We start from the raw sequence: 21,904 nt of genomic DNA, 5'->3' as shown, positions 1-21,904 counted from the left end.
GCGATATGCTTGCAGCAGCGCCAATGCGATATCGCACCTTTAGAGGATGTTTGATAAGTTTTATAAGGTGATTTTAGACACTTCTTTATCCCCCCTAACCCCCCTTAAAAAGGGGGGGACTAGAGTCAAAGTCCCCCTTCTCAAGGGGGATTTAGGGGGATATAAAAATATTAGATACACCATGAGGGACTTGACAAACAACCTCTTAGCCTCTAGATGGGAACGCAATTCTCAAGGTTCGACTGTCTTTTTTGCCCCTTGCGAGGAATTGGTTATGAAAAACCTCTTAATTTTTATTTCCTATTGTGTGGGAGAAGCCAGATCACCTACTTTAAAACCATTACCAGAAACAATTTTACCAACACTAGAAGACGTATCCACATCATACAATTCCACAACCCCAACGGGAGTGGTTAAACGGCGGATTACTTTGCCTGTTTGTGGATCTTTTATTTCCTTACCCACTCTTTCGATAGAAACCTTCATTCCTACACTATAGCCGTCACTTGAACCTTTATTCAGAATAACTGAACCAGCACTAATGTCGGCAACCACTGCATTTACACGGGGTAATACTTTGGGAACTGCTGCTAGTTGGTTATTTTTTTTGTCTATCTCGCTAATAACTTGTTCTACAGCTTTTTGAGTGGCTACGGATAACAATTTACCTTCATTACTGGTAGTTGTACCACCTCCCATTCCAAAAACATAAACCTGATCATCTTTTTGAGTGCCAACACCGCTACCTTCTGCAACCATAATGATTTCACCAGTAGTGGTGTTAACTGCTCGAACATTTAAAGAGACAAGAGCCTCTGTAGTCTGTCCACCGACGTTAACACCAAATAAACCAAAACTCGATCCTTTTTTTTGAATGTCAAATTGAGTAACCGAACCAATAATAATTACCTCAACTCCTAATAAACGACCGATTTCTGCGGCCGTGCTAGGATTAACTCTGCCACTAGCACCTAAGTTTTGTTCTGTTAATACCGCATTCAGACGACTTCTTTCTATTACTCGATATTTGTCTGAATCTACTAAACGATTCACCAATACTTCACTGACACCTTTAGCACTACCGCCAAAAATATCTAATAACAATTGAGGGTTACTTAAGGCGCTATAGTCAAAATCTAAGACAGCGATTCTGATTTTTTGTTGGCTACTAGCTTGAGCAATAATGGCAGGAGGAGTGTTTGCTTTAACGGGATAATTGTTAGAGGCGATCGCCGCAGTGCCTAACAACCCTACAAGCAGAAAAGAAAGATTTTTAGAGATAAAATGTTTGTTCATCAAGTATTGTTTTCTTACTTTTACAACTAACCAGAAGTTACCTATTGACAATAAACTCTAAATATGTGTGACGCTAAAAAGCACATATTTTCGTAGGGGTTTAGCATTGCTAAACCCTTACCACACGGGTATATTTACTATCAACATCATCATTCTTCAAAGCCGGAAATTGGCTATTTTGGCAAGATTAACCATTTTTCCCCTGGTTTTGAATATTGATTCAATCACAATCTAAAAATAGCACAATCAACTTACCTTTAGTTGAAAAGTGTATTTTTTTGTCTTGTCGTATCAGTGATACTATTTAGGTAATTTTGTCATCTATCTAAAGATAGATATGTGAAAGAATAAATCATTCAAGGGCTACTAGCCCCCCTGGTGGAACAGCAGGACTCAATCCGAGAGCGTGTTTATATCACTTTTCATTCAAAGCCGGTTCTGTCAGTAGCCTTCAGCCCCGATGGTAAAACCTTAGTCTATGGGAGTGGGGATAACACCATCAAGATTTGGCGGGGGCGTTAATGGTCATGGTGTTGACGGTTGACGGTATAGCTAACGCCACACGAAGCGCTGCTGTAAGCCATATACCCCCATGCCTTTGTAAGGTGAGGGGTCAATACTACTCTAAAATTTTTATATTATCAAAAATCTATCTTTAGATAGATGACAAAATTACCTAAATAGTATTACTGAGATTGACTAAAATCAATGTGTCATTTATTTTATTGTGTCCAGAGCGTGGTATTATAAATTTCATCTATTTAAACTTTTGCTGTTTCTTATTATAAGTACGCATACCGTTAAATATTTAACTAACCATCAAAGGTAAAACCCATGGAATTAATAGGACTAACTAAAGCTGTAGCCCTAACAACACTCACATTCACCCTCAGTGCTACTCCCACTTGGGGTCAAACCAATCAAAACCAGGCGTTAACTATCAAAAATTCCCAAGTAGTTAGTCAAAGACCCCCAATACTTTACAGTCAAAGTCCGTCTAATCGCGCTTTAGCTGAAACTTACATCAGGCGCGGTATGGATTACTATAAACAGAGAAATTTAGACTTAGCTCTGTTTAATTTCACCCAAGCTATTAAACTCAATCCTAATTATGCTGAAGCCTACTTCCTTCGCGGTGGTGTTTATTTTTTACGAGAAGATAATTTGGATTTAGATTTAGCTTTGGCTGATTTGAACTTAGGTATTAGACTTAATCCTAATTATGCTGAAGCTTACTTCCTTCGTGCTAGTGTTTACCGTAACCAGGAAAAATGGGATTTAGCACTGGCTGATTATAACAAAGTTATTGCGATTAGTCCTAATACTGCTCATGCTTACTACGGTCGAGGAGAGGTTTACCGTCAGATAGGAAACATCAGCAAAGCCAGATCTGATTACCAACAAGCTGCGGAATTATACCTCGATCAACAACGTATTGATTTTTATCAACGAACTATTAGACGTTTAAACTCACTCTAACTGCAATACATGAAAGTGAGGACTGAACACGCTTTAGTATCCGTCCTACAATTATCATCAGTAGAAGAAAGTCAAATCAAGTTTGAACTTCGCCTAATTACCTTTACACCTAACAAGTATCGGGTAACACCTGATTATATAATGTCCCCAAGAATAAATTAACTACCAGTGGTAAACTATCATGAACGAGCCACAACCAATTGAGTATGCAACTGCTTATCAAGCACAAAAATCACTAACATCATGGGAGTTAGAATATACCCTCACCGGACATTCAGGTACTGTTACTTCAGTAGCATTCAGCCCGGATGGTCGTACCTTAGCCTCTGGGAGTGCGGATCAAACCATCAAACTGTGGGATGTAGGCACCCGGCGGGAAATCGCCACCCTCACCGGACATTCAGATATGGTTGGTTCAGTAGCATTTAGCCCGGATGGTCACACCTTAGCTTCTGGGAGTTGGGATAACACCATCAGACTGTGGGATGTAGGTACTCGGCGGGAAATCACTACCCTCACCGGACATTCATCTTACGTTCCTTCAGTAGCATTCAGCCCGGATGGTCGCATCTTAGCCTCTGGGAGTGGGGATACAACCATCAAACTGTGGGATGTCGCCACCCAAGAGGAAATCGCCACCCTCACCGGACATTCAGATGGGGTTTTGTCAGTAGCATTCAGCCCGAATGGTAAAACCCTAGCCTCTGGGAGTGCGGATAGCACCATCCAACTGTGGGATGTAGCAATCCAAGAAGAAATTGCCACCCTCAGCGGACATTCATATGGGGTTGATTCAGTAGCTTTCAGCCCAGATGGTCGCACTTTAGCTTCTGGGAGTAGGGATTGCACCATCAAACTGTGGGATGTCGCCACCCAAGAGAAAATCGCCACCCTCACCGGACATTCAGAGCCTGTTACTTCAGTAGCCTTTAGCCCGGATGGTCAAATCTTAGCTTCTGGGAGTTGGGATGAAACCATCAAGATTTGGCAAAGGCGTTTAAAGTCTGATAACAATGATGGTGATGAAGAGGATGATGAAAAACCACCAGTTCGGTCACCTGAAGAAAGAAGAAGGATTACAGCAGAAAATATTAACGATCTGCATATAACAGTAGATCAAAATCCTGAATTATCTCAGCTAAAAAATGCAGCAAATAATGATGCTTGGGAATATTTAACAGAATGGATTGCTGAATCTATTTGTGATATTAATTTCACCGCAGCTAGTAAATCTGTCAAAAGATTAACCAAAAGAGTCCGACATAAAACTCCCCGTGAAATAGCACACAAACTAATTATTGATAAATCCTTACAGGCAGCAGGATTAGAATTAATTGGAGATATGGTAGCAACGGTTAATAATATTTTAGAGGGATTAGGAGCAGAGGGGATTGATCTGCCAGAAATAGCCAAATTAGGGGCAGAGATGATTTGTCAAATCGCAGAGATTTATGGATTTAATATAGATGATCCTGAAAGAAAACAAGAAGCTTTATTTATATTTGGCTTTATTTTCTCAGGAGAAAAAGTAATAGATATAGGAATAGATTGGTTAAAGTTGGGTTACATTGAGAATAAACTCCTAAAAGTCGGCACTAAAGCCTTAATGATTTATGGTACAGGTCATGCGGCTTGTTTCTATTATGAATATAAAGATAAATTTGAATTTAGTCTCATTCCTCCAGATGATTTACTCAATAAATTGAGTCAAGAAAGAGATAATTACTTCCCAGATGATGTATCAGAAGCAACTGTCAAAGAAAAATTAATAGTAGAAATTTCCATTGATTCCTATAACGATACTGACCCCAAGGTTAGGATAAATGCCATATCCCAAGCCCTGAACTATGGGGACGATGGGGTTAACTTACTTCTCCAAGCTTTAACCACAGATGAATCAGCCGATGTCAAGGATGCGGCTTATAATCTCCTCTACTCTAAGTATGGCAAGTTAATTGAGTCTGTAATTGCTTATCAAGCAGAAAAATCACTAACATGATGGGAGTTAGAATATACCCTCACCGAACATTCAAATTGGGTTTGGTTAGTAGCCTTCAGCCCAGACAATCGGGAACCGGGGGTTAGAAACCCCCGTCTAATAGCTTAAGTCGGATAAATCCGACTACGTGTTAAATATAACATTATAAATCAGGTTAACAATCATTGCCTAGAGTATTTTTTGTAACCTAACAGTCCACTTTTAGTGGACTTTCGCTATTAGACGGGGAATTTATTCCCCGGCTGCACTGAGCAGCAGCGCCAATGCGATATGCTTGCAGCAGCGCTTCGCGATATGCTTTTGCAGCAGCGCTTCGCCATTCAATTATTAATTCCGTAACACAAAATACCTAAAATTTTATCTGACTCTTTAATATAATAATTATTCAAATCAATAAATATATTTGTCCCTTGCAACTTTAAAAACTTCCAAATATCCCCAGTGGTCACCGCACCATAAATAGTTTTAATATCATTACCTTCTTGTTCATTAAACAACTGTGCTGCAAACATCGCCGCTGCACATTGTCCTAAACCAGCTTTAATGTTTTCATTCTTAGCTTCAACAATGATTATTACAGGTGCATTAATTATTAACTGTTCCTGAGAACGACTGATGATAAAATCACAATAACCGTTTAATCCTTTTTTTAAATCTAGATTAAAATCAGTTCCCGAAAATAAACTAATTTCGTAATTACACCTACGTCTTACCTCCAGTAAAATCGGCGTAATAATCATTTCTGATCTGGCTTTTTCCGTATTAATTGCTAATGCTAATTCTGTAGTTTCTTCTAAAGTAAATTTGAGCTTTTCACTGATTTGTATAGGTTCAACATTCATAAATAAATCCATTTCTTCATGAATATGAATATTAAAATCCTTTTTAAACTTACTCAAGGTGAAATCACTATAAGCCATGTGTATTACCTGATTTTTAGCAAAAAATATTGACTAAAATTCTACCTAGTGCTATTATACCAGCCTTGTGAAAAATGTCTAATTACATCCGCAACTGACCAAGCAGATCGCCATTCCATATACCCCCCTCCCTTTGTAAGGGGAGGGGTTGGGGGTGGGGTCAGACCTAATCAGATCATCTTCACGGTGCGATCGCCCCAGTGCTGCTGCAAGCAGATCGCACCTAGGTGAGTAAGATCCCCGACTTCTTAGATAATTGGCATCATCTCATATAACTTGTCCAGAAGTCGGGGATCTGTGTGACTCGAAGATCATGTATTTGGTTATCTTGACCGGATGCGATCGCGAAGCGCTGCTGCAAGCAGTTCGCCATTCCATATACCCCCCTCCCTTTGTAAGGGGAGGGGTTGGGGGTGGGGTTAAACCTCATCAGATCATCTGCGAAGCGCTGCTAAAGGCGATCGCACCTCGCAATCAAGGCGATCTGACCCGTCAACCGACCACCGTCAACAGTCAACAGTCATCTATAATCAAATCAAGCTATACCTAAACTTTTATGACTAAATGGTTTAACACTGCTGGCCCCTGTCAACCGGATATACACTACACCCTACCCACCACCGAACGCCTACCAGAGTTAAAACGCCTGATTGCCCAGCGCAATTACTTTGTCATCCATGCACCCAGACAAACCGGTAAAACTACTGCCATGTTGACCCTTGCACAGCAGTTAACAGCCAGTGGTCAGTACACCGCCGTCTTACTATCCTTAAGTAATTTCACCTTCAAAGATGTGAGTAATCTATACGCACAACACACCCAAGCCACCGGGCAAATCTTTACCCCCGAAGCCATTAACCACGCCTACTATTTAACCCAGGGTCAACCTTGGTTAGTCAATGCTTTAGCTAAGGAAGTTACAGAATACCTAGCAGAAGATGTAAATATCCCCATCACTATAGACTTAATCAATCAAGCTAAAGATATACTAATTCAAAGGCAAGACACCCATTTAGATAGTTTAGCCGAGCGACTGCGGGAAGATAGGGTAAAAGCAATTATTCAACCCATGTTAGCCGGGGAAGAATTACCAGATGTACCTAATGATGATATTCGTTTTGTGCTAGATTTAGGATTGTGTCGCTATCATCCCATTAGAGGTTTAGAAATTGCTAACCCCATATATAGAGAGGTTTTGCCTAAAGTTTTAGCCTATACCCCCATTATGTCTCTAGGAGTGATTTAACCTGAATGGTTGAGTGCTAGTGGTGAATTAATCCCAGAAAAATTATTAGGCTTATTCTTAGAGTTTTGGCGACAACACGGGGAACCATTATTTAAAAGTACCCCTTACCCAGAAATTGCGCCCCACTTAGTATTAATGGCATTTTTACACCGGGTTGTTAATGGTGGTGGTAGCCTAGAACGGGAATACGCCATAGGCTCCGGGAGGATGGATATATGTTTAAGGTATGGGGATGTAGTCTTAGGGATGGAATTAAAGGTATGGAAACAGGGTAAACCCGACCCCTTACCCCAAGGATTGATACAGTTAGATAAATATTTATCAGGATTAAATTTAGATACAGGATGGTTAGTAATATTTGACCGTCGCCCCGACTTACCCCCCATCAGCGATCGCACCACCACGGAAATAGCCCTAAGTCCCCAAGGGAGAAATATTACAGTAATTCGGGGTTAGGTTTGGATTTGTTGACGGTGGTCGGTGAGCGGAGTCGAACCGTTGACGGTTGACTGTTGACGGTTGACTGTTGACGGTTGACTGTTGACGGTGGTCGGTGAGCGGAGTCGAACCGTTGACTGTTGACTGTTGACTGTTGACGGTTGACTGTTGACTGTTGACTGGGAAGAGGTGTGACCATCAACAATTAGCCGGGGAATAAATTAAGCGTCTAATAGCTAAAGTCCACTAAAAGTGGACTTGTGAGTTACATATAATACTCTAGGCAATGATTGTTAACCCTATTTATAATCTTATATTCAACACCCAGTCGGATTTATCCGACTTTAGCTATTAGACAGGGGTTTCTAACCCCTGGCTCCCGGTGGTCGTAGCTCTTAAACCCTGACCCATCACCCTGACCCATCACCCGTCACCCATCACCCATCAACCGTCAACCGTGTGCTATTATACAACCCTGGTGGAAAATGTCTAATGACTTCCGCAACTGACCAAGCTTGAGCGATCGCACCTTTAGGAGTATGGGGAAAATCCCCATCAAAAATTTCTGAAATCGATTGTATACAACCATCACAAACGAAATGATCTAGTAATGGTTGCCAATCAAAAGGTAAAGGTACTTGGGGGTAAGAACGCTCCCAAGCCCGAGTAAACGGACCAATCAACCAAGCCCAAACAGTACCCTGGTGGTAGGAGCGATCGCGCTGTAGGGAATCTCCAATATATTTACTGATATAAGCAGCGTCAGATGTATCCAGACTCCGCAACCCATAGGGAGTAAGTAAACGCACAGTAGCTAAATCAACTACAGCCTGGCTCTGCTGTAGTGAAAAGCCGCAATGATGCAAGGACAATGCTATCACTGCATTAGGGCGAATCTGGGCATTACGGCGGTCATCTAATTCTATAGTGTCGTATAAATAACCTAATGGATTCCAAAACTTTTGTAGAGAAATTTTCACTTGTTCCGCTTGCTGACTATAACGCAGGGCTTGCTTTACCAAGCGGGTGCAATCCCCTAACTGCATTTCCCCTAAGCGTTGCGCCCATTTACTCATCCAACATAAAGCGGAATACCACAGAGCATTGATTTCTACTGCTTTACCATTGCGGGGGGTGATAGCTTCTCCGTCAATTACCACATCCATCCAGGTAAGAGCCATACCGGGGACATCCCAACTCACTAAGCCATCAGTAGCATCAACTTGGATATTATAATGAGTCCCACCCATAAAAGCTTTGTGAATTTGTTGCACAATGGGAAACTGAGCCGCCAAAAACTCCCAATCTTCGGTAGCTTCTAAATATAGCCCTAAAGTTTCAATCCACCATAAAGCCGCATCAATACTGTTATAAGAGGGTTCACCATCAACATCAGGAAAAACATTAGGTATCAGACCGTGACGACAGTAACGCCCAAAGGTTTGTAATAGTCCTTTAGCTAGTTCAAAGCGCCCGGTGACTAAAGCTAAACCAGGTATAGCAATCAAGGTGTCACGTCCCCAGTCATTAAACCAGTGGTAACCAGCAATCACCGTGGGTCCAGCAATGGAAGCTCGATGAACAATAAATTGATCGCTGGCTTTTAATAATTTTTGCCAAATCGGGGATGAGGAGGATTTATGGGTTACCCAGCCAAAAATTTGGGATAGTCTTTTTTGTTCTGCTTCCACCGCAGCGGTAAAAATTTCTGGGGTGAGTAGACCTAGCTGTGGGTCAGGAAAACCCATCTGTGCTTCTAGAACAATGGCATCTCCCGGTTCTAGTTTAACTGTTAAGTAGCCAGGGCTGTAGAGGTCTTCGCGATCGCCTAATCCTCGTTTTTTCTCTTCTGGTAATAAATAATTCCAATACCAAACCGCATTAGCCTGATATTCCCCCCGACTCCAGCGCAAATACCATGGTGTACCGAATCCCCCCGGAAATATGGCTTGGAGACAAACTTGATTTTTACCCAGTAATTGTGAAAACTCTAAGCCAGGATCACCTTTTTGTTGGTGGTGAAAATCCCGATCGCCTATCAGCAGCCGTAACCGTAAATTTACTGTACTGTGTCCCTGATAAACATACTTAACTAACAACTGATTTTTACAAAAATCCCCTAAAACATGGGGCATAATTAACTCTCTACTGAGTTGCCAATTGTCTTTTCTCCAAATCCATTGGGGAACTGGGTTAATATCAAAATAGTGCAGCAACTTGTAACCCTGGGGGGCAATTTCATCATTACCCCAGCAGTTTGTCCCTAGTGAAATCACCTTTCCTGAAACTTCTAAACTGGCTTCCAGGTGGGAAAACAACAGGGTACGCCCGCAGGGGGGATTAGTGGCGGCAAATAGCCAACCATGATAGGTGCGGGTGCGAACATCGGAAATTGTCCCACTAGCAAAACTCCCCAAGCCATTAGTTAGTAACCATTCTCTTGTGTCTAAATCAGGCATTTTTTACTCAAAATCGTTATGACTATGATATAGTCGTAACAGTTTGTAATTAAATTGTAGACGGGTAAGTGTGAACTGACCCGAATTTCAACGCTCTTTTACATATATCAGTCTAAGGAGAATTGGCTTCATGTCCCTCACTTACGCAACAGAAGGATGCCTCCGTGTTGGTCAACAGGCTCCTGAATTTACAGCAACTGCTGTGGTAGATCAAGAATTTAAGACAATTAAACTTTCCGACTATCGTGGTAAGTATGTCGTTCTGTTTTTCTACCCCCTAGACTTTACCTTTGTTTGCCCCACTGAAATCACAGCCTTCAGCGATCGCTACGAAGAATTTAAGCAAATTAACACTGAAGTCCTCGGTGTGTCCGTGGATAGCGAGTTCTCTCACCTAGCCTGGATTCAAACTGACCGCAAGGCTGGTGGTGTGGGTGACCTCAATTATCCCCTAGTTTCCGACATTAAGAAAGAAATTAGCGCCGCTTACAACGTCCTTGACCCAGCGGCAGGTATTGCTTTGCGTGGTCTGTTTATCATCGATAAAGATGGTGTACTCCAGCACTCTACCATTAATAACTTGGCTTTTGGTCGCAGTGTTGATGAAACCCTGCGGACATTAAAAGCACTCCAGTATGTTCAGTCTCACCCTGATGAAGTTTGCCCCGCTGGTTGGCAACCTGGTGATAAAACTATGAATCCTGACCCTGTGAAGTCTAAAGTTTACTTCTCTGCTGTCTAGATTTTTTTTAGTCGGATTGACGAACGAGAGATGTAAACGGTGTCTACATCTCTCGTTTTTTCAATAAATTAGGTCAAAAGGACTAAATTATATCTAAGTGCTATACTTAGGCGGGCATCATTTTCATGGATCTGCAGGCTTCAGCACAACGACGGCACGAGGCTGCACATTGCATCATCTTTTGATCTTGGCTCTGTTCACAAGCCGTAGCAAGGCGATCGCACATTTCGGCGCAAAGCATACAAGTGCGCCCCATGAATTCCGAACCGCCCATCATCATGTTCATGCACATCATACACATTTCTGAGCAGTCACGCACCATACTCATAATGCCCTTGTTGATTTGCTTACCATCTTTGCTCATACAGTGAGTCATGGTTTCCAGGCAGATTTTGTGACATTCCATGCAGGCGTTGATGCAGTTTTGCATTTGAGTAGTCATGGTTTCAGTCATCATCATGATCATTGTAAATACCTCCTGAATTTCTGACCTAGGCACTACTTATAACAGTAATCAGATTTTTTTTAGGGTCAATGGCATTTTTTTCGTAAATTTGATTGATATAGCATTTACCATGCTCGTGAGGTACAAAGTTGTTTAGTTTCAGGGAACACACCGAACACACCGAACACACCAAACAGGGAATGGGGAACCGAAACAATCAAATCCAGTCCCCTCCCCTTAAAAGGACAAGACAAGGTGGACAAGGTGGACTAGGTGACAAGGGAGAAAAACAGTACAAAGTCTGTATTCTTAGTAAGAAAAATAGCCCCTTAAAAGACCATTGTCCGGATAAAATCTTCCTTGTCCACTTTCCTTCCTTGTCTTCGGTGGTCTTGCCTTCACAGATCATATTAAAAACCTACCCTTGTAAGGAAGGGGGTGGGGTCAAAACTTGACAAACATCCTCTAAAATACTTTGCCAGTAATTGAGTGGTTAAGCTGCTCAACCCGGGGCTAATTGCCAAAAAATGGCTATAAGCATTGAATTAAAAATGGGATTATTGATACATTATGGAAATTGAACTATAAATCCAGAGCTATTGAAGGTACTAAACCAGAATTTTTATGAAATCTCTACACCGTCCCGATCTATATGGCTGGTCTACTTTCAATCCCACAAGAAATATTGATTTCCATGGGGTTGCTTGGGTACGTCCACAGGGAAATATCCTCATTGACCCAGTAGCTTTATCAAATCATGATTGGAATCATTTGCAATCCCTCGGTGGTGTGCTTTGGATTGTGTTGACTAATTCTGAGCATATCAGGTCTGCTAAGGAAATCGCTGACCAAACTTATGCTAAAATCGCCGGACCTGTGAAGGAAAAGGATAATTTTCCCATACGTTGCAATCGCTGGTTAGGTGATGGTGATGAAGTTGTCCCCGGATTAAAGGTGTTAGAACTTCACGGTTCTAAGACACCGGGGGAGTTGGCCTTGTTACTAGAGGAAACAACTTTGATTACCGGAGACCTTGTACGCGCTCGCAAGGCTGGTAGTTTAACCATCTTACCTGATGAGAAGTTGCTCAACCGTCAAGCGGCTGTGGCTTCTGTGCAACGCCTAGCAGCACTACCCCACGTAGAAGCTGTATTGGTGGGGGACGGTTGGCCTGTGTTTCGGGATGGTCGCGATCGCTTGCATGATTTGCTAGCGACCTTATAATTACTCAACTCACTGGGTAACCTATTCCCCTGGCCATGAGTGCAGCCAACAGGGGAATCAGTGCAAAACCAACAATTTCAGTTCTAATTAACCAGATCAGACGATTTACTTGAGTTGATTCTACCTTGGGGGCTGTCCCCTTTTGGAGAGCAGGAACCCAACTAATAAAAGAAACTGTCGGATACAAAGACAAACCACCTACCAACAGAAAGATAGCTACTTTCGTATAAAAAACAGGATTATTTAAATAGTACTCCGAGCCTTTACCATAGTAAAGAACACGTAATACACCTGTAGCCAAAATCATTACCGCTGATATACCATACACAGTATCAGCAATGACAATTTTCCAAGCCTCATTTAAGCTCAACTCCTTTTGAGAGTTTAAGATGAATATCTCTAAAACTAGCGCTCCAAAAGACAACATCAACCCCAAGTAATGCAAATATGCAACAACGGCACTTATCAACATAACAATTTCTAGATTTTGCGATTTTAGTATTTATTTTGGAGCCGAAACCATCTCATCTTTTATTTTCGGTCAATTCCTTATAAATTGTACACTAAACCGGCTAATCTGTATTGCCTAAGTTTGACCACCAGTGTAGTTCGTGAGTTAAAGAGTATAAAATAGAGGTTTATTTTCAGTTTTCCTGGCTACCACCTAGCACAGCATCATATTCGCCCAGACCCAGGCAATTATTTGTGATCACAAACAGTCCTGTAATGATTATTAGTAACGGCTAAAACTATTAATCTTGATCTATTGAAATTTCCGAATATTATTTGTTATCCCAACTTTTAGATAATATTCTTTAGTGAATCAACATCAACCGCATTTTTTTAGATATTGTGATTATCTTTTGTGTAGTAAAGTGCTGGTATTGTTTTACCTGGCATTTTTCCTTTAGGTCAGTTTCTCATTTTTTATGCAACCCCGGCCTACTATCATAGAAATTTTTTCCACCTTCTTACAGTTTCAGGGAGACAGATTCAGTCATTGGGCGACAGAATCAAGATTGCGTCGCAGCATTCAACGTTGTCTGCAACAAACCACAAAAAATACAACTGAAAACTTTTGGGTTATATATTGGTATAAGTCTTGGGAAGTTGCAGAAACTAAATTTTTAGCCCAGCAACATCTGACAGCATATTTACAAGAAGCTTGCTATTGGAGTTCTCAAAAAACAGTCGCTAACTTCCTGAGTACCCAATACAAAATATCAGATTGTTTTCAAATAGCGATCGCCCAAGTTAATAAAGTTCTCCAAGGTTTTAATCCTAATTACAGCAGTAGTTTGAAAAGTTATGCCAGTATTGTGTTTGGGAATGCTATCCGGGAATATTGTCGCCAAGTTGGGGAAGTGGATATTTGTACAGACTGGGGTCTGTTAAGGAAAACATCACAAAGGCGATTCCATGACGCTCTCAAAAATGCTGGGTTGTCCGCAGATACGATTAACACTTATATCGTGGCTTGGCAATGTTTTAAAACTTTGTATATCCCCCAACCTGGTAATTGTCGCCAACTAGCTCCACCAGATGAGCAAATTTGGCAAGCGATCGCCCAGATGTATAATACACAAACTCGCTCTAAAGTCAACCCCCAAACCTTAGAAAATTGGCTCCTAACTGCGGCAACAGCCGTGAGAAAATATCTTTACCCCCGGAAGGATTCCCTTGATTATCTACCAGGGGTAGATCTACCAGGAACCGAACCAGCATCTTTAATCGATGGAATTATCGCCGCTGAAGAAGCCCAAACCCGCGCGGGTGTGCAAATGCAGATTAACCGACTTTTAGGGGATACCATCACCCAACTTGAACCGCAATTGCAAAAGATTTTACAACTATACTATAGTCAACAGCAAAATCAAAATGTCATTGCCAAACAGTTAGACATCAAGCAATATACAGTGTCCCGGCGATTGACAACAGCTAAAACAATATTACTGCGAACTGTCGTTAATTGGAGTCGGAATACTTTGCATATTTCCGTCAACACAGACCTACTAACTAGCATGAGTCCTGTGATTGAGGAATGGTTGCAAAAATACTACAGCATTTCTACTTAATGCGTAGAGGAAAAGCCGCCAAATTATCGAGATAAAACCCCATGAATATTAATACCCCCATCTTAAATTGTGTTTTTACAGACATAATTTTAGCAATTCCAGAGACTATACAATCTGCAATTCACTCTCCGAACAATTATCAAGCCTATATCAATCAACTGTGTTTGGGTGCTGTCTTACCTTGGTTACAGTCAGACTTCACACCCCAAGCCCAAGTTTGGCCTAATACCACCGCTTTACCTAGTTTTTCGGAGCTAGTCAATGGTACTGCTATCACAGTAGACGCAGTGAGATTTATTTTGGTTCCCAGTGAAAATATTGATTGTAGTGAATTGCGTGTACCCCAGGAATGGGTAGATATTCCTACCTGGGCGGGGGATTATTACTTAGGAGTGCAAGTAGAACCAGATGATGGCTATGTTAGGGTTTGGGGCTATTGTACCCATCAACAACTCAAAACCAAAGGTAATTATCAGCCAAGCGATCGCACCTATGCTCTAGAGCAAGATTATATCATTACCGATATGAGTGTATTAGGGGTAGCGCGAGAATTTTGCAGTGATGAAATTACACGAACTGCCATCATAGACTTACCAACTATACCACAAGCACAAGCGGAAAATTTAATTACCCGCCTGGGAAATCCAGCCATAATTAACCCCGGTTTAACAGTGCCTTTTCCATTGTGGGGGGGATTAATTGGCCATGGAGGTTGGCGACAACGATTATATGAACAACGTTTGGGACTACCAGAACAACGCTCAGTCACACAATGGTTAAACAGCGGTGTGTCGGAAATGGTAGTGGGGTGGGAAAAGATCAATCTGCAACCCAATAGGGCTGGGGCGCGAAATATCACGGAAAATCAACCAAGAGTGACTTTATCGCGCCAACTAGCGATCGCGGGTCAATTATATGAACTGGTGATTACACCCCAAGGTCAACCCCACATCACACATTGGCGGTTTGAGTTACGTCATACTATCATAGGCGCAGGCATTCCTGGGGGTTTTAAACTCAGACTGCTCACCGAAGACTTACAACCATTTCCCAATAATGAAGATATAGCCACCACTGCGGTGGAACAACTTTATATAGAGGTTGCATTAGAACCAGGAGAAGGTATAGTCTGGGAAACAGAACCCCATCCCGATAACTATGACCGAGAAATATTAAAATTTTAACGGTAAAACCCCATCCTGACTTTATGCCTTCTCAAATCCCCATCAATCAAAATAAAATCGGCGTGGCAGTTATCGGTACTGGATTTGGTCAAAAAGTCCACATTCCAGGATTTACAGCCCATCATCGCACCGAAATAGTCGCCGTTTATCATCGAGATATTCATCAAGCCCAAACCATCGCCCACACTCATAATATCCCCCACGCCTGCGACAATATTACCGATATTTTGGCATTACCAGCAGTGCAAGCGGTGAGTATAGCAACACCCCCATTTCTCCACTATGAAATGGCTAAAGCAGTCCTGCAAGCTGGGAAACATTTATTATTAGAAAAACCCACAACTTTAAATGTCTTAGAAGCTAAAGAATTATATCAATTAGCCCAAGCCCAAGGCGTAACTGCTATAGTAGATTTTGAATTTCGCTTTGTTCCAGCATGGCAATTATTCGCCGAATTATTAGCTAAAAACTATGTAGGTAACAAGCGCTTAATTAAAATTGATTGGTTAGGTTCTTCCCGCGCGGATACCGAACGCCCATGGAACTGGTATTCCTGTCAAGAACAGGGAGGCGGTGCATTAGGTTCTTTAGGGTCCCACGCCTTTGATTATATCTCCTGGCTCTTTGGACCAGTCAGCAGATTAAACGCCTACCTGACTACCGCCATTCCCGCACGGGTTGACCCCAGTATTGGAGAATTAAAACCAGTCAATACAGATGACAACTGTCTGCTATCTTTAGAATTAGCTGATGGTACACCTTGTCAACTTGCTATCAGTGCTGTAGTTTACGCATCTCGCACACATTGGATAGAAGTGTATGGCGATCGCGGTACCCTAGTTTTAGGTAGTGAAAATCAAAAAGATTATATACATGGATTTCGCGTGTGGGGTTGCCAACCTGGTCAACCTCTCCAAGAAATTGAAATACCCAACCGGTTAGTTTTTCCCCAACATCACCCAGACGGGCGTATTTGTGCATTTACCCGTGTAGTAGACCAATGGGTACAAGGAATTGAACGCCAACAGCTAATAGTCCCATCCTTGCGAGAAGGGGTTTATTCTCAACTGTTAATGGATTTATCTCATAAATCTCACACAACATCAAGTTGGGTAGATGTCCCCAACCTGGAAAAGTTCCTCACTGATGGTGTCTAATCAAGTAGACACTAATTGATTCCCCGCTGGGAAATGCTATAGCTGTCAGGGATAATAATTAATAGATGTATCCCTGAACAGCTATCTAGTAAACTGAGATCCTAATTAAATTAGTAACCCCAACTAAATGACTTAGCTAGTACGGTCACATGACCAATAGCATAGGTGGTTACAAAAGCTTCAGCTAACTTAGTCAATGTAGAAATATCGCTAACGTATCCACCATAATAAGTGGCACCACTGGTTTCACCACCGGAAATAGCATCTACATCTTTAAGTTCATTGAGAAAACTTTCAGAATCTTGAAATAATTCCACACCAGCATTGTTGAGTTCAGAAAGAATAATGTTAGCCATTTTATTGCTCCTCAAGTATTTGTAGCGATAGTTTTTTCCGGAATTAGCCGTCAGGGATAATAATTAATAGATGTATCCCTGAACAGCTATCTAGTAAACTGAGATCCTAATTAAATGCAGCGATTCAAGTCATTAGTAAGCGTAACTAAATGACTTAGCTAGTACGGTCACATGACCAATAGCATAGGTGGTTACAAAGGCTTCAGCTAACTTAGTTAATGTAGACATATCGCTGACATATGTATTGATACCGTAACCGCTCTCGCTACCGCCGGAAATAGCATCTACATCTTTAAGTTCATTGAGAAAACTTTCAGAATCTTGAAATAATTCCACACCAGCATTGTTGAGTTCAGAAAGAATAATGTTAGCCATTTTATTGCTCCTCAAGTAATCTTTGATTTGTGGTTGACTGTTTAACAATTAAACTCAGTTCGCTTAACTGTTACTGCTATTTTTATTCACCCAAATCAAGAAAGTCAAGGACAAAACCAGTTTTAAATAGACTTATAATCGTGATTATTGTCTTTTTTAGCTAATAATTTAAGTCTGATAAATCCTTATTTTTATATATGTCAGTGGCGATGATGACTAAAATATAAAATCACTAAAAATCTATTTTCTCTTGTTTAATTTTCTGGTTTAGAGGGTAATAATTACCAAAAGTACTGTTATTACTGCCTTTAAAGTGGGTTTTATATCTTAAATGCCAGATAAAAGCAGAAATATTGGCACAATGTCAGTTATACTTGCTACAGAATTTAAATTCAGTTAATGTGTAAATATGAACCAGCAGCTTTATAGCCGCCTGGAAATTTTATAGCAGTAACCACAAGTGTTAGGACATTTCCCTGTTCGGTGTGTTCCCTGTTCCCTGTTCCCTTAAAACCACAATTATGATGTCCTAACGTGTATGCGTAGTGCTATAGTTACACACCAAAAATAAAAATATGAATAAAAAACAGATTCTGGCTTGGATTGCTCTAGCAGTTACTAGCTGTATCCTAGCTATTACCTTACCTTTAATTACTTTCACACCCTCACCAGCACAGTCAAACATCAACTTACTAGTATCTGCGGCCGCTAGTACCAGAGATGTACTCACAGAAATACAGGACATTTATCAACAAAGTAAACCAAACGTCAATATCACATATAACTTTGGGGCTTCTGGCGCACTACAACGACAAATTGAACAAGGCGCTCCAGTAGATATCTTTATTTCTGCTGCTAGAAAACAAGTAGATGCACTAGAACAAAAAGGACTTTTACTACCCGGTACTCGTACCAACTTGGCAAATAACCGCTTAGTCTTGATTGTCCCCAAGAATAGCACCGGCATTAATAGCTTTTTCAACTTAACACAGACTCGAGTTAGGAGAATCGCTGTGGGAGAACCCAGAAGTGTCCCCGCAGGAGAATACGCAGACCAGGTATTCAAAAAACTAGGTATTTTTGAGCAAGTGAAGCCTAAATTAGTTTTAGCTAATAATGTGCGTCAAGTTTTAGCAGCGGTAGAAAGTGGCGATGCTGATGCTGGTTTAGTATACGCCACAGATGCCAAAATTTCCAGCAAAGTCAAAGTTGTAGTGGCTGCTGATCAAAAATACCACTCTGCAATTGTTTATCCCATGGCGGTAATTAAAACCAGTAAAAATATCCCTGCGGGCAAAGAATTTCTCAATTTTTTATCAAGTAACCAAGCAAAAGCTATACTCAGCAAATACGGGTTTATTGTGAGTTAATAGCATATCTTGGTTTTCTGTCCTTTTTTCAAGAATGCTGAAGGAGCATAGATGAGGGGCGGTGGTGCTGGTTAAGATGACCACACCACAATATTTGTATAAATTTCTGTAAATATACACAAATTACTAATTAATATGGATTTATCACCCCTGTGGATATCACTAAAGACCTCACTACTGGCCACATTTATTACCTTTTTCCTGGGGATTTTGTCCGCTTACTGGATGTTAGGATACAAGGGTAAAGCCAAGTCATTCATTGAAGGAATCTTTGTCGCACCTTTGATTTTACCACCTACAGTCGTAGGCTTTTTATTACTACTATTTTTTGGCAGAAATGGCCCCGCAGGTAAACTGATGCAGCCCTTGAATTTCAGCATTGTTTTTACTTGGTATGGTGCAGCCATTGCTGCCACTGTGGTATCATTTCCCATCATGTATAAAACAGCTTTAGGAGCCTTTGAACAAATTGATGGCAATCTTCTAAGAGTAGCCAGAACCCTGGGAGCTTCTGAATCAACCATCTTTTGGCGCATCAGTTTACCCCTCGCATTTCCCGGAATTGTGGCGGCCACCAGTTTAGCTTTTGCGCGGGCTTTGGGTGAGTTTGGCGCTACCCTGATGTTAGCGGGTAATATTCCCGGACAAACTCAAAATATCCCTATGGCAATTTATTTTGCTGTGGAAGCTGGGGCGATGAATGAGGCTTGGTTTTGGTCGATCGCCATCATGAGTATTTCCCTATCCGGCATTATTGCAGTTAACTTGTGGCAAGAAAACCGGGGGAAGAATAAACAGCCAAGTTCGCCATTTCCCATAGGACTGAGAAATCAGGAATACCAGAAATGTCAAACTGCTTCTAACACTAAATCAGGATTATTCGTAGATATCGACAAAAAACTTCCCGGCTTTCACCTGCAAGTGTGTTTTAGTGGCGATAGTAATACCTTGGGGTTTTTGGGAGGTTCAGGCGCTGGCAAAAGTATGATTTTGCGCTGTATTGCTGGTATAGAAACACCTACAAAAGGAGTGATTATTTTAAATGGGCGGGTGTTATTTGATTCTCGTCAGGGAGTTAATTTACCTCCACGCGATCGCCGCATTGGTTTCTTAATGCAGAATTACGCTTTATTCCCTCACATGACTGTCATGCAAAATATTGCCTTTGGTTTACCTCAAGGGTTATCAAAGTCACAGATTAAACAACAGGTACAAGCGCAATTACTAGCTGTCCAGTTACAGGGATTAGAGAACCGCTACCCCCATCAACTTTCCGGGGGACAGCAACAACGGGTAGCTTTAGCTAGAGCTTTAGCAATTAAACCAGAAGCATTATTATTAGATGAACCATTTTCAGCCCTGGATACCTATCTGCGCCACCAATTACAAGAACAATTAATTGAAACCCTGAGCGCTTATTCAGGGGTGACCCTCTTTGTGACCCATAATCTAGAAGAAGCCTATGAGGTATGTCAACAGTTGTTAGTCATGTCTCAAGGTCAAATTATTGCTAACGATGATAAACAAAATATTTTCGCCCATCCCAATACTTACACCACAGCCCAGTTAACAGGTTGTAAAAACTTTTCCCCAGTCAAGGTAGTATCGGACAGTCAAGTTAAAGCTTTAGATTGGGAATGTACTCTCAAAGTCAGGGAACCTTGGCCGCAATCTCCCGCTTATATAGGTATTCGCGCCCATCATCTAGACTTTACAGATCACCCTCATAGTGAGAATACTTTCCCGTGTTGGTTAATCAAGACTAGGGAAACACCCCACAGGGTAACGTTATATTTACGACTGCACAATTCACTCAGTAACGGTGATGATTATCACTTGCAAGCGGAAGTGTTTAAGGAGAAATGGGCTAATTTAAAATATAAACCTTTCCCATGGTATGTGCGTTTAGATATGGGGAAACTTTTTTTAATGGAGGAGTAGAAAAAATCCCCAGTGATATTTTACTGGGGATGAGATACAAGCTGGAAACATAGTATTTCAGTGAATTTTGTCCGTAAAAAAGGAGGACTAAAGTTTATGCGGAATATTTGGGCATTTGGTTGGGGAGTATTAGTGGCAATTCTCGGTGGATTAATCGGTTTAGGTGGTGCAGAGTTTCGCTTACCAGTTTTAGTTAGTATTTTTAACTATCGAACTCTACATGCAATTATTATCAATCTCATTGTGAGCCTTGTTAGTGTGTTTTTTTCATTCATTTTTCGTAGTGGGATTATTGGTTTTGAGAATGTTTTAGCAAACCTGACGGTAATTATTAATATTCTTGCAGTTTCTTTGATTGGCTCTTATGTTGGGGTTAATTATGCAACTAGAATTAACGAACGCACGTTAAATCGGGTTGTTGTCGTTTTTCTATTTTTCCTCAGCTTCGTATTGATCGGTCACGATCTAATTTTCAGTGTTCAGAGTTGGCAATTACCCGATTTAGTAAGAATTGGCATTGGTTTTGTGGCAGGAATTGTGATTGGAATATTTAGCAGTATGCTTGGTGTTGCAGGTGGTGAGTTGATTATTCCTACGATTATTTTGGTGTTTGCCATTGATATTAAATTAGCAGGAAGTTTGAGCCTAGCAATCAGCATTCCGACGATCATCATGGGTCTATTCAAATATAGACTTCAGCAACGAATCAAAGAAGTTCAATCAGAGCAAAAGTTTATGATTTCAATGGCCTCTGGTTCAATACTAGGAGCTTTCATCGGCAGTAACCTTTTGAGGTATGTAACAAGCTCTGCGTTATACGTAATCTTGGGTGTGATACTATTTTTATCGGCTTTGAAGTTAGCAAGGCACAAGGTAGCTAATTAGTAAAACCCGTAGTGGCTGCGTTTCTCCGCCCTCAATTGCATTGCAACTAACAGAGTAGTAGCCTAGTTGATAATTAAATAGACAAACCTATACACTTATTTACAAACCTATAAGTGCATTTATGTTTAAACCTCATGAGTTTGCAAAGAAAATTGGGGTGTCAGTCAAGACATTACAACGATGGGATTCAGTTGGGAAACTTCCTGCTAGGATGTGAAATTATTGTAGCCAATCAAGAATCACTATCTCCGCAACAGGAATTAGTCGAGGACTTAATGGCAATCATTCATTGTTTTTCTTGTCGCTTGTACGG

20 protein-coding genes and 2 pseudogenes are annotated in these 21,904 nt (G+C 41.1%); 14 read left to right on the top strand and 8 right to left on the bottom strand.

Going from position 1 to position 21,904, the window contains the following annotated elements; translation table 11 throughout:
• Window positions 1-300: 300 nt before the first annotated feature.
• On the bottom strand, window positions 301-1,296 hold the full coding sequence (locus NWP21_RS16690; protein WP_280793542.1) for a CsgG/HfaB family protein: 996 nt from the start codon (window positions 1,294-1,296) through the stop codon (window positions 301-303).
• Between the two features lie 378 nt (window positions 1,297-1,674).
• Here NWP21_RS16690 and NWP21_RS16685 point away from each other — a divergent pair, with 378 nt between their 5' ends.
• From NWP21_RS16685 to NWP21_RS16675, 3 genes are all read left to right on the top strand, one after another.
• Window positions 1,675-1,818 carry a WD40 repeat domain-containing protein gene (locus NWP21_RS16685; protein ID WP_280793541.1) on the top strand — a complete coding sequence of 48 codons (144 nt, stop codon included), beginning with the start codon at window positions 1,675-1,677 and terminating at the stop codon, window positions 1,816-1,818.
• Window positions 1,819-2,130: 312 nt separating this feature from the next.
• Complete coding sequence (locus NWP21_RS16680; protein ID WP_280793540.1) at window positions 2,131-2,775, top strand: tetratricopeptide repeat protein; 645 nt, start codon at window positions 2,131-2,133, stop codon at window positions 2,773-2,775.
• Between the two features lie 181 nt (window positions 2,776-2,956).
• The gene (locus tag NWP21_RS16675) at window positions 2,957-4,774 is read left to right on the top strand and encodes a hypothetical protein (RefSeq protein ID WP_280793539.1); all 1,818 of its coding nucleotides are present in this window, start codon (window positions 2,957-2,959) and stop codon (window positions 4,772-4,774) included.
• A gap of 320 nt (window positions 4,775-5,094) precedes the next feature.
• Here NWP21_RS16675 and NWP21_RS16670 read toward each other — a convergent pair whose 3' ends face one another.
• On the bottom strand, window positions 5,095-5,694 hold the full coding sequence (locus tag NWP21_RS16670; protein WP_280793538.1) for a hypothetical protein: 600 nt from the start codon (window positions 5,692-5,694) through the stop codon (window positions 5,095-5,097).
• Window positions 5,695-6,007: 313 nt separating this feature from the next.
• Between NWP21_RS16670 and NWP21_RS16665 the strand changes: the two genes are divergently transcribed.
• Together NWP21_RS16665 and NWP21_RS16660 are read left to right on the top strand one after the other, a co-directional pair.
• The gene (locus NWP21_RS16665) at window positions 6,008-6,244 is read left to right on the top strand and encodes a hypothetical protein (protein WP_280793537.1); all 237 of its coding nucleotides are present in this window, start codon (window positions 6,008-6,010) and stop codon (window positions 6,242-6,244) included.
• Between the two features lie 6 nt (window positions 6,245-6,250).
• Window positions 6,251-7,396 (top strand): annotated as a pseudogene (locus NWP21_RS16660) (hypothetical protein).
• On the opposite strand, the gene NWP21_RS16655 reads toward NWP21_RS16660, so the two are convergent.
• A complete protein-coding gene (locus NWP21_RS16655; protein ID WP_280793536.1) occupies window positions 7,377-7,577 on the bottom strand; it encodes a hypothetical protein in 201 nt (66 codons plus the stop codon). The pseudogene NWP21_RS16660 and the gene NWP21_RS16655 sit on opposite strands and share 20 nt — an antisense overlap.
• A 238-nt stretch (window positions 7,578-7,815) precedes the next feature.
• Window positions 7,816-9,837: an amylo-alpha-1,6-glucosidase gene (locus NWP21_RS16650; protein WP_280793535.1), complete on the bottom strand. Its 2,022-nt coding sequence runs from the start codon at window positions 9,835-9,837 to the stop codon at window positions 7,816-7,818.
• 130 nt (window positions 9,838-9,967) lie between these two features.
• On the opposite strand from NWP21_RS16650, the gene NWP21_RS16645 reads away from it, so the two are divergent.
• The gene (locus tag NWP21_RS16645) at window positions 9,968-10,579 is read left to right on the top strand and encodes a peroxiredoxin (RefSeq protein ID WP_271731701.1); all 612 of its coding nucleotides are present in this window, start codon (window positions 9,968-9,970) and stop codon (window positions 10,577-10,579) included.
• Between the two features lie 106 nt (window positions 10,580-10,685).
• On the opposite strand, the gene NWP21_RS16640 is transcribed toward NWP21_RS16645, so the two are convergent.
• Window positions 10,686-11,045 (bottom strand): four-helix bundle copper-binding protein, encoded by a 360-nt coding sequence (locus tag NWP21_RS16640; RefSeq protein ID WP_280793534.1) that lies wholly within the window; start codon window positions 11,043-11,045, stop codon window positions 10,686-10,688.
• Between the two features lie 603 nt (window positions 11,046-11,648).
• On the opposite strand from NWP21_RS16640, the gene NWP21_RS16635 reads away from it, so the two are divergent.
• Window positions 11,649-12,248: an MBL fold metallo-hydrolase gene (locus NWP21_RS16635; protein WP_280793533.1), complete on the top strand. Its 600-nt coding sequence runs from the start codon at window positions 11,649-11,651 to the stop codon at window positions 12,246-12,248.
• A 4-nt stretch (window positions 12,249-12,252) separates the two neighbouring features.
• Here the strand turns inward: NWP21_RS16635 and NWP21_RS16630 are convergent, their stop codons facing one another.
• Window positions 12,253-12,720 (bottom strand): DUF2214 family protein, encoded by a 468-nt coding sequence (locus NWP21_RS16630; RefSeq protein ID WP_271731012.1) that lies wholly within the window; start codon window positions 12,718-12,720, stop codon window positions 12,253-12,255.
• 457 nt (window positions 12,721-13,177) lie between these two features.
• On the opposite strand from NWP21_RS16630, the gene NWP21_RS16625 reads away from it, so the two are divergent.
• Genes NWP21_RS16625 through NWP21_RS16615 form a run of 3 tightly spaced genes read left to right on the top strand, consistent with a single transcriptional unit; the run spans window position 13,178 to window position 16,664 of the window.
• Window positions 13,178-14,323: a sigma-70 family RNA polymerase sigma factor gene (locus tag NWP21_RS16625; RefSeq protein WP_280793532.1), complete on the top strand. Its 1,146-nt coding sequence runs from the start codon at window positions 13,178-13,180 to the stop codon at window positions 14,321-14,323.
• 41 nt (window positions 14,324-14,364) lie between these two features.
• Entirely contained in the window at window positions 14,365-15,507 is a 1,143-nt protein-coding gene (locus tag NWP21_RS16620; RefSeq protein ID WP_280793531.1) for a DUF1822 family protein, read from the top strand.
• A gap of 23 nt (window positions 15,508-15,530) precedes the next feature.
• Complete coding sequence (locus NWP21_RS16615) at window positions 15,531-16,664, top strand: Gfo/Idh/MocA family oxidoreductase (protein WP_280793530.1); 1,134 nt, start codon at window positions 15,531-15,533, stop codon at window positions 16,662-16,664.
• 110 nt (window positions 16,665-16,774) lie between these two features.
• On the opposite strand, the gene NWP21_RS16610 is transcribed toward NWP21_RS16615, so the two are convergent.
• Window positions 16,775-17,020, bottom strand: a complete 246-nt coding sequence (locus NWP21_RS16610) for a hypothetical protein (RefSeq protein ID WP_280793528.1) — start codon at window positions 17,018-17,020, stop codon at window positions 16,775-16,777.
• A 132-nt stretch (window positions 17,021-17,152) separates the two neighbouring features.
• The gene (locus tag NWP21_RS16605) at window positions 17,153-17,395 is read right to left on the bottom strand and encodes a hypothetical protein (RefSeq protein ID WP_280793527.1); all 243 of its coding nucleotides are present in this window, start codon (window positions 17,393-17,395) and stop codon (window positions 17,153-17,155) included.
• Between the two features lie 575 nt (window positions 17,396-17,970).
• Between NWP21_RS16605 and modA the strand changes: the two genes are divergently transcribed.
• The 4 genes and pseudogenes from modA to NWP21_RS16585 form a co-directional block, all read left to right on the top strand.
• Window positions 17,971-18,765, top strand: a complete 795-nt coding sequence (modA, locus tag NWP21_RS16600) for a molybdate ABC transporter substrate-binding protein (RefSeq protein ID WP_280793526.1) — start codon at window positions 17,971-17,973, stop codon at window positions 18,763-18,765.
• Between the two features lie 135 nt (window positions 18,766-18,900).
• The gene (gene modB / locus NWP21_RS16595) at window positions 18,901-20,706 is read left to right on the top strand and encodes a molybdate ABC transporter permease subunit (protein ID WP_280793525.1); all 1,806 of its coding nucleotides are present in this window, start codon (window positions 18,901-18,903) and stop codon (window positions 20,704-20,706) included.
• Window positions 20,707-20,802: 96 nt separating this feature from the next.
• The gene (locus NWP21_RS16590) at window positions 20,803-21,591 is read left to right on the top strand and encodes a sulfite exporter TauE/SafE family protein (protein WP_280793524.1); all 789 of its coding nucleotides are present in this window, start codon (window positions 20,803-20,805) and stop codon (window positions 21,589-21,591) included.
• A 209-nt stretch (window positions 21,592-21,800) separates the two neighbouring features.
• Window positions 21,801-21,904, top strand: a pseudogene (locus tag NWP21_RS16585) (IS607 family transposase); the annotation flags it as partial.

Origin of the sequence: Anabaenopsis sp. FSS-46, assembly GCF_029891665.1 — a bacterium.
GTDB lineage: Bacteria > Cyanobacteriota > Cyanobacteriia > Cyanobacteriales > Nostocaceae > Anabaenopsis > Anabaenopsis arnoldii.
This window is presented reverse-complemented; position numbering and strand designations above follow the sequence as displayed.

Coding starts and splice junctions, on each gene's coding strand:
- NWP21_RS16640 (WP_280793534.1), bottom strand. CDS start 11,045: ATGATCATGATGATGACTGAAACCATGACTACTCAAATGCAAAACTGC.
- NWP21_RS16670 (WP_280793538.1), bottom strand. CDS start 5,694: ATGGCTTATAGTGATTTCACCTTGAGTAAGTTTAAAAAGGATTTTAAT.
- modB (WP_280793525.1), top strand. CDS start 18,901: ATGGATTTATCACCCCTGTGGATATCACTAAAGACCTCACTACTGGCC.
- NWP21_RS16625 (WP_280793532.1), top strand. CDS start 13,178: ATGCAACCCCGGCCTACTATCATAGAAATTTTTTCCACCTTCTTACAG.
- NWP21_RS16610 (WP_280793528.1), bottom strand. CDS start 17,020: ATGGCTAACATTATTCTTTCTGAACTCAACAATGCTGGTGTGGAATTA.
- NWP21_RS16630 (WP_271731012.1), bottom strand. CDS start 12,720: ATGTTGATAAGTGCCGTTGTTGCATATTTGCATTACTTGGGGTTGATG.
- NWP21_RS16605 (WP_280793527.1), bottom strand. CDS start 17,395: ATGGCTAACATTATTCTTTCTGAACTCAACAATGCTGGTGTGGAATTA.
- NWP21_RS16680 (WP_280793540.1), top strand. CDS start 2,131: ATGGAATTAATAGGACTAACTAAAGCTGTAGCCCTAACAACACTCACA.
- NWP21_RS16650 (WP_280793535.1), bottom strand. CDS start 9,837: ATGCCTGATTTAGACACAAGAGAATGGTTACTAACTAATGGCTTGGGG.
- NWP21_RS16615 (WP_280793530.1), top strand. CDS start 15,531: ATGCCTTCTCAAATCCCCATCAATCAAAATAAAATCGGCGTGGCAGTT.
- modA (WP_280793526.1), top strand. CDS start 17,971: ATGAATAAAAAACAGATTCTGGCTTGGATTGCTCTAGCAGTTACTAGC.
- NWP21_RS16620 (WP_280793531.1), top strand. CDS start 14,365: ATGAATATTAATACCCCCATCTTAAATTGTGTTTTTACAGACATAATT.
- NWP21_RS16590 (WP_280793524.1), top strand. CDS start 20,803: ATGCGGAATATTTGGGCATTTGGTTGGGGAGTATTAGTGGCAATTCTC.
- NWP21_RS16645 (WP_271731701.1), top strand. CDS start 9,968: ATGTCCCTCACTTACGCAACAGAAGGATGCCTCCGTGTTGGTCAACAG.
- NWP21_RS16675 (WP_280793539.1), top strand. CDS start 2,957: ATGAACGAGCCACAACCAATTGAGTATGCAACTGCTTATCAAGCACAA.
- NWP21_RS16635 (WP_280793533.1), top strand. CDS start 11,649: ATGAAATCTCTACACCGTCCCGATCTATATGGCTGGTCTACTTTCAAT.
- NWP21_RS16655 (WP_280793536.1), bottom strand. CDS start 7,577: ATGGTCACACCTCTTCCCAGTCAACAGTCAACAGTCAACCGTCAACAG.
- NWP21_RS16665 (WP_280793537.1), top strand. CDS start 6,008: ATGTATTTGGTTATCTTGACCGGATGCGATCGCGAAGCGCTGCTGCAA.
- NWP21_RS16690 (WP_280793542.1), bottom strand. CDS start 1,296: ATGAACAAACATTTTATCTCTAAAAATCTTTCTTTTCTGCTTGTAGGG.